Genomic DNA, 12,825 nt, shown 5'->3' on the forward strand with positions numbered 1-12,825 from the left:
TGATGAGGCCGGTTTTGTGTTTCACGTGAAACTTTAAAAGATTTGTTCAAGACCATTCATAATTAAAAAGCCACCGTAGCCCAAAACAATGATGCCACTCACTAGGTTAATGCCAACCAAGAGCTTAGCCGGCATCCGATGACGTAAGAGATTAAACGCACTCGTCATCCCAAGATCCCACACAAATGACGATGTAATAACCCCAATAATAAAGAAAATACTTTCCGCAGTGGTTAATGTACCCCGACTGGCGCCCAACATCATCGTTCCATCAATTAATGCTTGCGGATTAGCCCAACTAACCACAATGGCCGTCATGATCGCTTGTCGTAAGGTAATCTGATGATCATCACTCGTTAGTGCCCGTTGATTAGCGGAACGAATGATATTATAGCCAATGTAGACGGTCAATGCGCCACCCAAAAGCATTACACCCACTTTGATAAATTGGTTATGACTGATCAAAGCACCAATTCCATAAAAGGCAGCAAAACAGAATAATGCATCAAATAGCCAAACAAAAAACGTATACAGTAGCGCCCGTGATAGTCGATACGATAGTCCATTATTGAACACATAAATATTTTGCATTCCAATTGGCGCCACAAATGCTAATCCAATTAATAATCCTTGACAATAGGCCATTGGATCGCTCCTTTCCCCCTTTTATTTTAGTATATTTAAGCATTTATTTTTCAAAACCACAACATCAATTCCACTAAACGGGATATACTGTCATTAAGGAGGTTGATATGATGCGAAACTCAGCATGTACGTCCATCATGGTTGGCAAGAAGGCTTCCATTGATGGTTCCACATTTATTACTCGAAACGAAGATCGGGTCAAAGCTGTTGAACCCAAACAATTTCTCATTCGCCCTGCTGTAACCGGGCGTCATGAAACCTACGTTTCCCCTTATAACAAATTAACTGTGCCCCTCTCTCAAAACGCAATGCGGTACAGTGCTACTCCTCATCTAGATCAAAGTATGGGGCCGAACGAGGAAGATGGTTTTAATGAAGATAACGTCGGTGAAAGTGCCACCGAAAGTGTCTACGCTAATGGTCGCGTTCTGGCTTATGATCCATATATTAAAAATGGACTCGCCGAAGATTCCATGACTACGCTAGTTCTTCCCTATATTCACTCTGCCCGTGAAGGTGTTGAATACCTCGGTAAATTAGTCGCAACCTATGGTTCTGCCGAAGGTAATGGAGTTCAATTTATCGACCAAAACGAAGTCTGGTATATGGAAATCGTTACCGGTCACCAATGGGTGGCAGTACGGATTCCTGATGATTGTTATGCAGTTGCTCCAAACCAGGTCATGATTGAAAAAATCGATTTTAATGACCCAGATAACTATATGTGGTCCAGTGGCATTCGTGAATTTGTGACTGAACATAACCTTAATCCAGATCCTGATCAATGGAACTTCCGACACATTTTTGGGACGTGCACCCGTAAAGACCGGCATTATAATACGCCTCGGCTTTGGTATGCCCAACGTTATCTCAGTCCCCAGGCCACTGTCCATCAACAGCCTGAAGATATGGACATGCCATTCATCCGAAAGGCTGAACGAAAGATTGCGGTTGAAGATATCCAACATGTCTTAGGATCACACTTTAATGAGACCAAGTACGATCCCATTGGTGAAGGCGATCCGGTCGATCGGCGTCGCTACCGATCCATTTCACTATCCCGGACTGCTCAGTCACATATCCTGCAGGTTCGGCCCCATGCTACTGGGACCCAAGCTATTCAATGGATTGCTTTTGGAATTCCAACTTTCTCAGCATATGTGCCATTCTTCGCAAATGCTAATGATACGGATGAAAGCTATAAGAACGTTCCACAAACTATGGACTTCGATCACGCTTTCTGGTTAGATGAAGCGCTAGCGGAAATCGTTGAAGCCCACCTGACAGAATTTGCAGAAGACGACTTTGCTTTCATAAAGGAAATGCACTCGTGGACTCGACAAAAGATTCATGAAGTCGATCTCGCAAGTACCCAGAAGTCGGCTAATGAGTTAACGAACTTCCTCACCCAACAAAACCATGAAATCGCTCAATATTGTAACCAGAAGACCCGTGAACTAATCTTCAAGTTACTCACAAAGGGGACGGAATTATCTAAATTAACTTTTAAGATGGATCCGAATCTCTAGAAGAACAAGCTATCACTGCCTCACTCGAAAGAGTGGGGTATTTTTTTCTTGCTATTTTCGTTATTTAGTTATATAGTTAATTACACAAGTAACTAACCAACTAAGGAGGGATGATCTGAAATGCACTTTGAATTTGACCAGTCTTCGCCAATCTATCAGCAATTAGCGGACCAGATGGAAGAAATGATTTTCTCAGGGCTCTTTCCAGAAGGCGACCAAGTTCCTTCCACCACGCAGTTATCACAAGAGTTACATATCAATCCAGCAACTGTGCTGAAAGGAATGAACATGCTAGTTGATCAGCAGTTATTAGAAAAACGTCGTGGTCGTGGCATGTTCGTGACCGCTGGTGCACAGGAGAAAATTATGGAAAAACGTAAAGAAGGCTTTTATCAAAACTATGTTGCAAGTCTGATTCAGGAAGCAACGAAGCTCGGGATTACCGAAGATCACCTACTAACACTTATTCAACGGGGGTATCAAAATGGCAACACTCAAAATTAATCAACTCACAAAACGCTTCGGGCGACACACCATCCTAGATAATCTGGACTTTACAATTGAAGCGAACAAAATCTATGGATTACTTGGGCGTAACGGTGCGGGAAAAAGTACCTTGCTCAACATCATTAATAACCGCAACTTCCCTACTGATGGTGAAGTCTTGCTTGATGATGCTTCAATTAACAATAATTCGGCTGCGCTTCAACAACTTTACTTAATGAGTGAAACAAACATGTACCCAAAACGCACTCGGGTTAGCGATATGTTCCGCCTTGCTGATGATGGTTATGGTCAATTCAACTTTGCACTGGCGCATCGCCTTACGAAAGCGTTTGACGTCCAAGAAAAAGCACATCTTAGTAATCTTTCAACTGGGTTGACTACAATCGCTAAGTTAATTACCGCGCTCTGCGTTAACGCAGATTTCATTTTTCTGGATGAACCGACGCTGGGGTTGGATGCCGGTCACCGAGAGTTATTCTATCGCGAATTATTGAAGACCTACGAAGAACGGCCACGGACATTTGTCTTATCGACCCACCTCATTAGCGAAGTTCAGCCACTAGTTGAGCACGTCTGGATTCTTGATGATCATCAGTTCATTTGCAACGAAAATGTTGATGACTTACTAGCGAATGCGTACGCCATTAGTGGACCAGCAGAGTTAGTTGATGAATACACAACGGAGCTAAAAGTCCTCGATCACCAAACAATTGGCAACATTAAAACCGTCTACGTTGTTCAACCACTTGATGAAACAAAAGTGATCCCTGATCGGGTTAAAATTGAACACATTGATTTACAAAAGGCCTTTATGGCTTTGACAAATGGGGAGGAGAATTAAAATGAAAAAATTACCAATGGTTTATCGACAATCAATGCGCTCTTACTTCATCGTCTTCGGCATTGCCCTCGCCACAGTTTTTGGCTTACAACTATTGAGCTTAATCTTTGCAGGAAGCCATATCGACCTCAACATCAATAATTTCATCGATGCGTTCAGTGGACAACTTATCGGCATTGCCTTTGGAATCTATGGACTCTTCTACTTAGTGATCCCCTATCGTGAATTCAAACTTGGCATTCAAAATGGTCAAACCCGTTGGCAGATTTGGCTGAGTGACCTGCTGGGAATTGCTACGATTACTCTAATCACTTTTATTATCTGGTTGATCAGCGTCGGATTCCAGCACCAGGATTGGTTAACAATTACCGGTATGTTGTTATTGATGCTCGACGGAATTACTTTTTCCTATGCAATCGGTAGTGGCTTTGGCCTGCTACCACGTAAATGGAAAATCATTGTGGCAATTGCCCTACCAACCATTTTTATCTTTGTCTTGATCCAAATCATTCGTTTAATGGTCAACCTGTGGCATCCAAGCGAAGCAACCTTGAACACTTTAGCAAATATTTTCAACTGGCAGGGTTCATGGGCGCTATTTGGCCTGCTCTGGTTAGCAATCATGCTCGGGATCAGCTACCTGTTCACAATGCACCAACAATTACGGCGAGACTAGACCGCTCGTAAATTAAATACAATTTCTTAAACTCGTCGCTTGATGGCGAGTTTTTTTGTTCATAATGATCATAATCTGCTAGAATAGACACTGAATCGGGCCATTAGTTCAGTTGGGAGAATGTCTGCTTCGCATGCAGGAGGTCGCGAGTTCGAATCTCGCATGGTCCATTGGGAATAAGGTCAACGTTTCTACTTTAATAGATACGTTGGCTTTTAGTTTCTTCCCTAAGGAGTTGATTACTAATGACTGAAGAACAATTAACAACGCCCCAAGTGGGTTCAAAACTGCGTCACCAAATTTTACGCATGCCCGCAGCCGTTAAAGAAGCAACCGGAATTTCAATCTACGGACGGGTTATTCGGAGCCTCATCTTTTCAACTGACCTCGCCATCATTAAAAATTGCGATGCTGATGCTGTCTTCGCCGTTTACCCATTTACGCCACAGCAAGCCATTAGTAGAGCCATCATCGAGGCAGCTGATGTTCCCGTTTTCTGTGGCTGTGGTGGCGGTACCACCAAGGGTGTTCGAACCGTTTCGTTGGCCAAAGATGTTGAAAGTCAAGGCGCCTTGGCAGTCGTTTTAAATGCTCCGATCACTAATCTCAACTTACGGACTGTAACCCAGAACATTGATATTCCAACGGTGATTACAGTCGTTAGCCCTGATACGGACATTGACGCACGGATCCGCAACGGTGCGGCGATGATTAACGTTGCCGGTGGTAAAAATACTGCAGCCATTGTTGCGAAAATTCGGCAAAATCATCCTAATCTGCCAATTATCGCTAGCGGTGGCAAAACCGAAGAAAGTATTCAAGAAACTATCAAAGCTGGAGCAAACGCGATTACCTATACCCCGCCGACCAGTGCTGAACTCTTCTCATCTATGATGGATACCTATCGCGACCCGGCAGTCAAACAAAAGCTTGGCATCTCAATTCCCAGACGCATTCAAAATAATCTTAAAAAGCATTTGCATAAGTAAATAGTTTAAGCCCCCGAAGCCATTTCTGGGATGATGAAAAAAACTTTCATTGATAGTTACGAATCTGTCAAACGCCATGTATGGTGATCCATTTGGTAAAAGCCTTTGCCATGCCTGGGGTGGTAGTCCTGTCTATTTACTGGGGCGGTACTTCATGGGCCTTCAACCCACCACTCCTGGATATGCAACATTTACCATTCATCCTCACCTATCGATGTTTAACGAATTAAAATGCTCTTTGCCATTAAAAAATGGCTCCGTCCACTATCATGTTCACGATGGGAAAATTGCTATCCGAACTGATCGATCTGGCGGGACCGTAATTACCGACTCGGGAATGATTGAGTTACAGCCACATCAAACCGTTACGATTGCTAATAACTAAATAAAATGGACAGAGAATGTTGTTGTGCATTCTCTGTCCATTTTCGCTTAATCCATTAAAGGTAGGTCGCCATTATTCCTTACGCTTTCTTGCTAATCCGGCAAGACCAAACATCCCAAGTAAACTAGCTGCTCCGAGTCCAACTAAAGCAACGTTACTTTGATTACCAGTCTGTGGTAATTGCTTACTCTGATGATCGGTCTTAGTAGTTACTACTGATGAACTCTTGGAATCCTTTAATGAGTCTGATGTGATAACCTCCACGGATGCTGATTTCCGTTCATCATCAGATTCACTAGGTTGTTCAATTGGTTTAGTCGGCTTTGTATCATTAGTTATTGGCGTGTCAGCTACCACTTCTACTACCTGTACTGGTGTTGAGCTATTAATCTTCAATACCGGAGTTTGTCCTACAAAGTGGTAACCATCTGGAGCACTTAACGTAATTGAATCGCCATCTTGACCTGTAACCTTATCAGTCTTAACCGTCTTTCCGTTTTCATCAACGTAGTTAATGACATTTAAAACATCCTTATCACTCGTTACTGGCGCACCAGTTTCCGACTGATCCTTAATGACTGTAAAGATTTGTTCTGGTTTTTGGTCATCAATTGTAACATCGACACTATGACCCTGGTTTTTAGTGTGATAGCCATCCGGAACCTTAACGTTATGTTTATCACCAGTCTTACCAGAAACAACCGTGTGCGATACTTCGTTCCCGTCACCATCAATAAACTTAACAATGTTGGCAATATCTTTATTCGAAGTTACTGGATCATCACTTTGACCTGCTTTCTTTGTAACTTTAACAAGAATATCTTGATTATGGTCACCGTTAAAAGTATAAGTTTTTGGTAGCTCTCTATTATCGCTAATAAAGTAACCGTCAGGTGCTTTGTACACAGTATCGACCGTTTGATCGGTAACTCCTGATACTTCTTGCTTACCAACAGTCTTTCCTTCGTCATTCTGATAGATTATATGAATCGACTGTGACAACGCTTTGTACACGACATTATCAATGATAACATACGGATCCTTCGAAGAATCATCTGGGTTAATACTGTAAGCCACTGTTTCAGTTGTCTTTTCACCATTAATATAAGTATCATAACCGGGTTTAATATACGTTCGTGGTTGTGTCCAACCAATATTATCGCCTTCCCACACTGGAACACCACCAGTTTCATCTGTATTGTGTTCTTTAGTAAAGTGGTAATCATGCCTATAGTCTTGCTTGCCATCCACATTTATAATATAGGTAATCGTCTTCTTTTCTGTCCAATGACGAATTTTGGGCTTTACTTTAACGGTAATTGGGGCAGCTTTCTCATTAGTTATGTTTGCGTATTGTGGTTGGGAATCTTCGTTTACTGGTTCATATTTTTCAGGATATTGGTAGTCTATTTGATAGGAATAGCCGGGCTTACCAGTAATCTTCTGTTCTCCTACTTTTTTTCCTTCCTCATCCACATAATTAATGGTAACAGAAGGATCATCGATTATATAGTCAACCGTATAATCATAATCTTCATCATTACTATTAATAGTCATACTGTCGATGGTCTTAGGGGTATATGGCTTAGGCAATGTTAGCGTATAAGATCCATCATCATTCTGACTAATTGTTGCATTAGGCTTAAGCGGCGTGTTTACGTTTTCAACCTTTGGGGTGTAACCCTCAACCTTCTTCAATTGTATTGGCTTAAATAATTGTTGCTCATCATGATTATCAGTCAATGGTACACTATCTTCAACTACCTGCTGATCTCCTGGATAATTAATAGTTACTTTACTAAAGTAATTATAGCCTACTTCCACCGGAGTTGGCTTCAAATCACTTGGCTTGTCTGTATTTCCACCCGATACCGAAGTCAATTCAGAGCTTGGTTTGACTGGATCAAATGGCTTTATTTCTACTTTGGAAGACGTTAGTTGTTTTGGAGTCGAAGTTGATCCAAGCTCTAAAGTTTTGGTATTTAGGTTATTTGTTTCGCTCTTCTGATCACTAGTCGGTGCAACAGTATCCCCATTTTCATTTTGGGCATTAGCACTTACTGATGTGTTATAGCCCGCAAATGTCAGACCAACTAAAACAGAGGCCACCCCAACAGTTAGCTTCCGCAATGCAAATCGTTGCTTGGTTGTCGCGTTTTGTTGCAACATCACTTTTTGATTATGTCTTGATAACATATTTACCCTCCCAATTTAAGTTCCATTAGTACCATAATTATTATAACATTAATTATACTACACTTAAAGATGAAAGGTACACTAATTTACACAGTGATATATATTTAGGCCTTTAATGTTCAATTTATGTTAAATTTTTTGATAATAATTAAAAAATCCCGAACCGGCTGGTTCAGGATTTTTTCTATTTATTGTAGCGAATCCCAAGCAGCCAATTTAATTGGCGCTTGGTCCGCAATTTGTTTAATTTCATCCGTCAAATACTTTTTATTAATGACCGCTTCATACGTATACTGTTCAAACCAGTCCTGACTCATTACAAAGTAACCCTGGTCGCCATTTTTCTCACCCCAACTATTTTCAATCTTCCATCGGTCCGGTTGACCATCAACCAGGTTATAACCAGTTAACGTCATAGCATGGGTAACTTCTGCCTGGTGCGTTTCTAAACGTTCTTTTTTACTCATCGTGAAATCAATGCCAAGTAATTCCTCACGATGATATAGTTTAGCGTCCATCAAGCCGCGTTTCCGATCCATTTGTTGGAGAATATCATTACCAACCCAGATTGTTTCATCATGGTCCAGTTGGTTAATGACCACTTCTTGGAGTTTCTTGAATGGCACGTTTGCAAACTGAATTGGAATCCCACCATTGACATTGTCCTGCGATGGTAATGAATATAATTTCCCATATTCATGGTCTGGCGCATTAGTAACGACTACATAATCATGCAAGTCAGTTTTAAAATACTGATGGTAGAATTCAAGAGGTGTTAAGTTAGCCTGACGATGGTATTTATGGTCATCATCACGATACTCTAAATCAAACTTTGCCGGCGGCTCACCAAATGCATAGGCACAAGCACGATAGACATCGCTCATCATCTGTTGTCGAGTTTCCTGAATTTCCTCATTACCGGCTTTTTCATGAACCAAACGACGCAATACTAACGCGTCCTTCTTCATTAGATAAGTTAAAACTTCCGCAATATCGGTCGTATCTTCAGTATTAAAAGTGTCTGGCATGACATAGTGCGGAATTACCCCATACTTTTCAATAATGGAAGCCGCGTTCGCCCATTGTCCCCCATCACTTTCTGCAGATCTTAAATAATAATCCACTAGCCGATCATGCAGATCGCGATCAGCCGTTGCTAAAATATTGTCGAAAAACTTATTGGCTCGTTCAATCCGATCCCAGAAAAATAAATAATTCTGAGATAGTTCAAAATCTTTCACCTTGTGAGTCAACGCAAACTGGTGACGTAAAGTGTTTAGCGTGGCAAAAGACCAGCACCGACCACTGTGCTTTTGATTACTAACTTTGCCAGTTTTAATCTCATGTGAAAATACACGATGTAAACGTTGGCTCACTGCTGGATCTTCACTGGTGGCTTTAATACCATTCTTGCGGATCGCCCGTTCCAATACTTTGGCTGTTCCACGTGAAACATAATTATCATGGAACTTAGCAATCATTTCCTTCGTGACGACTGTATCCTTATTCATTAGTGATATCTCCTTTATTGGTATCTTGCTATATTATATCTCGTTAGCTAATCCACATAAAAACTCCCCTAGAGTAATTACGAAATATATATTTCGTTTTCTACCATAAGGAGAGCATATCAATTATTTTCCGCAAAATTTTTATTATAATTCTTCACCATTCGTGGCAATAACATTCTTATACCAGTCAAAGGAAGCTTTTTTATACCGGCGCATAGTGCCATTGCCTTCATCATCTTTATCGACATAAATGAAACCATATCGCTTAGACATTTGTCCCGTTGAAGCACTCACTAAATCAATGCATCCCCATGGAGTATATCCCATTACATCAACCCCATCAGCAAGTGCTCCTCCAACGGCTTTGATATGTTGACGCAAGTATTTAATTCGATAATCATCCTGAACAAAATGGTCCTCATTCGGATGATCAACGGCACCTAATCCGTTTTCTACCACAAAAACCGGTTTTTGATAACGATTATAAAGTTCGTTTAAAGCAATGCGCAAACCAGTTGGATCAATCTGCCATCCCCACTCGCTCGCTTTCAGAAATGGGTTTTTAACCCCACCAACTAAGTTTCCATTAGCAGTTGGTAAACTATTATCAGTAATATTAATCGCTGTCGACATATAGTAGCTAAAGCTAATATAATCAACGGTTCCTTCCTTTAATAATTCAAAATCCGCTGGTTTTGTTTCTAAATCACTAAATTTAAATCCGTATTTTTGATAAAGTGAGTCCGCATATGCTGGATACTCACCACGTGCTTGCACATCAGCACAATATTGATTAAATTCTTGATTTTCCTTCAGTCGTGCTAATTGATTTTTTGGATTAGCATCATAAGCATACATTGTTGCGTAGAGGATCATACACCCAACTTTAGAATCAGGTCGTTTTTCATGAGCATACTTTACTGCCCAAGCACTCGTTACAAATTGATTATGCCATGATTGATAAATGTTTTGTTTATTATCCGCACCATTAGATTTAACTAGTCCTTGCCCCATTACCGAAAAATGTAAAGCAGAATTAATTTCATTAAAAGTAATCCAATACTTAACTCGATCACTATAACGATCAATCACTGCTCTGACATAGCGCTCAGCAAATGTAATGAATTTTCGATTCTTCCAACTGCCATATTTAGTTACTAAATTGATTGGCATCTCGTAATGAAAGAGAGTTACGACTGGTTCAATGTGGTATTTTAAGCATTCATCAATAACTCGATCATAAAATTCAAGTCCCTTTTCATTTGGGGTCGTTTCATCACCATTTGGGAAAATACGTGTCCAAGCAATTGAGAAACGATAGCACTTAAAGCCCATTTCTGCAAATAACTTAATATCCTCCCGATAATGATGATAAAAATCAATTCCCTCATGATTAGGATATCTATATTTGTCTGGGTCAATTTGCCAATTAAAATCCGGTTTATTTACAATGTTAAAACGCTCTGGACCGCCTGGCAGTGCATCATCAATTGATAGGCCTTTGCCATCAATGTTATAAGCTCCTTCGATTTGATTAGCAGCAGTTGCGCCACCCCACATAAAATTCTTTGGAAATTTTTTCATTATTTCAACCTTCTTTATTAAATAACGTACATCGCGACATCATCCGTTGTGACTTTCTTATTGACCACCGGTTCAACTTCAACAAAGTCTTTTGTGTTAGTAACAATTATTGGCGTTGTGGTATCATATCCAGCTTCTTGAATTGCTTTCAAATCCACTTTCATTAATAATTGGCCTTTTTTAACTTCATCGCCAACTGCAACACATTGGGTAAATGGTTTTCCCTTTAGTTCGACCGTATTCAATCCAATATGAATCATTAATTCAATTCCTAAATTACTCTTTAAACCAATCGCGTGTTTCGTTGGGAAGACTGTTACCACCTTTCCATCAAATGGTGCATCAATTTCACCATTGGTTGGCTGAATGGAAACTCCATCACCCATCATTTTAGAAGAGAAAACATTATCATCAACAGTATCTAAACTTACTAATTGACCATTCATTGGTGCATAAACTTTTTTAGTGTTCTTACTGCCAGACTCCAATTCCACATCCGAATTATTAGAGGAAACTGTTACTGTCTTATTATCCGTGGATTGATTAGTGGTTTGATCTGCTTGGACCCCTACCATCTTATCACTGTAGCCAAACATGAAAGTCAGAATAAAAGTTAAAATAACTGATCCAGCAGCACATAGTACAGCGTACATAAAGTTATGTGGTGCAACTTTCGCAATAAATTGAGGTAGTGAGATTAATGATGGATTAGCATAAGCAAATGCCCGAATGTGGAATATTCCAGCAAACAGGCCCACAATTCCACTAGAAATCATCGCAGTATATAGGGGACGTTTATATTTTAAAGTAACCCCATACATCGCGGGTTCCGTGATTCCAGCTACCAATGCTGAAACACTTGCCGCTGAAGCTACTCCACGTAATTTTACATTTTTTGTCTTTAAAGCAACTACTAACGCAGCGGTTCCTTCAGCAACATTTGAAATTAACATTGCAGGTAAAATTAGTGAGTCTGGACTAGCCACAGAAGCTGCTAAGAAAATTGGGGCAAATGCCCAATGCATCCCCGTCATAACAATTAAAGGCATTAATGATGCCATCAAAGCCATCGCTAACCAACCGACTTTAGTATTCAAGAAAATCATAATCATTGATAATAGTCGTCCAAGATAAGTCCCAATTGGTCCAATGATAACTAAGGCAAGCACTCCCATAATAAAGAGTTCAGCCAGTGGTTTAACAATACTCTTGATTTGGTTTGGTGTAATTGCATCAATCCAATGTTCAATGTATTTCATTGCCCAAACCGTCATTAGAATTGGAATGACCGATGCTGAGTAAGTTGCCAAGGTAACAGGAAGACCCATCATATGAACGGCATGGCCCGCTTTTACTAGTGCAGTAAATGTCGGATAAATTAGCACTCCTGCTGTACAAACTGCTAGCATTTGATTAACTCGGAAATACTTAGCTGAAGTATAGGCTAATTCAATTGGTAAGAAATAAAATGGTGCATCACCAATCGCACTTAATAAAATATATGTTTGACTCTTATCACTCATCCAACTGAGTGTTGTTAAAACAATTAAGATTAATTTCATTAATCCACCAGCAACTAACGCTGGAATTAATGGCGCCATACATGATGAAATAAAGTCCGCAAACCGGTCAAATAAGCCCCGTTTTTGATCATCATTATCATCAGCTGGAACCTCGCCATTCGATGCAAAATGTCCCAGTTTAGTAATGGCATTATAATAATCCGTTACTTGATTACCAATAATAATCTGATACTGGCCATTTTGCCGGTTAACGCCCAGAACACCAGGAATATTTTTAACTGTCTGGTCGTCAACCTTATTCCAATCTTTCAATTGAAACCGTAAACGTGTAATACAGTGGGTCAATGATTTGATATTATTGTCACCACCAACTGCTTTATAAATTTGCTGAACAGATTGTTCAATTTCCTTCTGGTTAGCCATTTCTAGGACTCCTTTA

At 40.3% G+C, this 12,825-nt stretch carries 11 protein-coding genes and 1 tRNA gene; 7 read left to right on the top strand and 5 right to left on the bottom strand.

The annotated features are described in order from the left end of the window. Positions 1 to 33 precede the first annotated feature (33 nt). A complete protein-coding gene (locus tag HMPREF0501_RS07715) occupies positions 34 to 645 on the bottom strand; it encodes a LysE/ArgO family amino acid transporter (protein WP_006917443.1) in 612 nt (203 codons plus the stop codon). 107 nt (positions 646 to 752) lie between these two features. On the opposite strand from HMPREF0501_RS07715, the gene HMPREF0501_RS07720 reads away from it, so the two are divergent. The 7 genes from HMPREF0501_RS07720 (at position 753) to HMPREF0501_RS07750 (ending at position 5,572) form a co-directional block, all read left to right on the top strand. Continuing rightward, positions 753 to 2,174 carry a C69 family dipeptidase gene (locus HMPREF0501_RS07720; protein WP_006917444.1) on the top strand — a complete coding sequence of 474 codons (1,422 nt, stop codon included), beginning with the start codon at positions 753 to 755 and terminating at the stop codon, positions 2,172 to 2,174. Positions 2,175 to 2,294: 120 nt separating this feature from the next. Then, positions 2,295 to 2,678 (top strand): GntR family transcriptional regulator, encoded by a 384-nt coding sequence (locus HMPREF0501_RS07725; RefSeq protein ID WP_006917445.1) that lies wholly within the window; start codon positions 2,295 to 2,297, stop codon positions 2,676 to 2,678. Next, positions 2,659 to 3,522, top strand: a complete 864-nt coding sequence (locus HMPREF0501_RS07730) for an ATP-binding cassette domain-containing protein (protein ID WP_006917446.1) — start codon at positions 2,659 to 2,661, stop codon at positions 3,520 to 3,522. The genes HMPREF0501_RS07725 and HMPREF0501_RS07730 overlap by 20 nt, the downstream gene beginning before the upstream one ends. A gap of 1 nt (position 3,523) precedes the next feature. After that, positions 3,524 to 4,198, top strand: coding sequence for a hypothetical protein (locus HMPREF0501_RS07735; RefSeq protein WP_040456206.1), 675 nt, complete (start codon positions 3,524 to 3,526; stop codon positions 4,196 to 4,198). Positions 4,199 to 4,295: 97 nt separating this feature from the next. After that, a tRNA-Ala gene (locus HMPREF0501_RS07740) sits at positions 4,296 to 4,368 on the top strand. A gap of 75 nt (positions 4,369 to 4,443) precedes the next feature. Next, on the top strand, positions 4,444 to 5,187 hold the full coding sequence (locus HMPREF0501_RS07745) for a hypothetical protein (protein WP_006917448.1): 744 nt from the start codon (positions 4,444 to 4,446) through the stop codon (positions 5,185 to 5,187). A 49-nt stretch (positions 5,188 to 5,236) separates the two neighbouring features. Then, on the top strand, positions 5,237 to 5,572 hold the full coding sequence (locus tag HMPREF0501_RS07750; RefSeq protein WP_155801179.1) for a hypothetical protein: 336 nt from the start codon (positions 5,237 to 5,239) through the stop codon (positions 5,570 to 5,572). A 72-nt stretch (positions 5,573 to 5,644) separates the two neighbouring features. Here HMPREF0501_RS07750 and HMPREF0501_RS07755 read toward each other — a convergent pair whose 3' ends face one another. The 4 genes from HMPREF0501_RS07755 to HMPREF0501_RS07770 all read right to left on the bottom strand — a co-directional run bounded on the left by HMPREF0501_RS07755 (position 5,645) and on the right by HMPREF0501_RS07770 (position 12,809). Further along, positions 5,645 to 7,768 carry a YSIRK signal domain/LPXTG anchor domain surface protein gene (locus HMPREF0501_RS07755; protein ID WP_006917450.1) on the bottom strand — a complete coding sequence of 708 codons (2,124 nt, stop codon included), beginning with the start codon at positions 7,766 to 7,768 and terminating at the stop codon, positions 5,645 to 5,647. 188 nt (positions 7,769 to 7,956) lie between these two features. Continuing rightward, the gene (locus tag HMPREF0501_RS07760; protein ID WP_006917451.1) at positions 7,957 to 9,279 is read right to left on the bottom strand and encodes a C1 family peptidase; all 1,323 of its coding nucleotides are present in this window, start codon (positions 9,277 to 9,279) and stop codon (positions 7,957 to 7,959) included. A 144-nt stretch (positions 9,280 to 9,423) separates the two neighbouring features. Then, on the bottom strand, positions 9,424 to 10,863 hold the full coding sequence (locus HMPREF0501_RS07765; RefSeq protein WP_006917452.1) for a glycoside hydrolase family 1 protein: 1,440 nt from the start codon (positions 10,861 to 10,863) through the stop codon (positions 9,424 to 9,426). 17 nt (positions 10,864 to 10,880) lie between these two features. Next, positions 10,881 to 12,809, bottom strand: coding sequence for a beta-glucoside-specific PTS transporter subunit IIABC (locus HMPREF0501_RS07770; protein ID WP_006917453.1), 1,929 nt, complete (start codon positions 12,807 to 12,809; stop codon positions 10,881 to 10,883). Positions 12,810 to 12,825 lie beyond the last annotated feature (16 nt).

Source organism: Limosilactobacillus coleohominis 101-4-CHN, assembly GCF_000161935.1.
In the GTDB taxonomy this organism is placed as follows: domain Bacteria; phylum Bacillota; class Bacilli; order Lactobacillales; family Lactobacillaceae; genus Limosilactobacillus; species Limosilactobacillus coleohominis_A.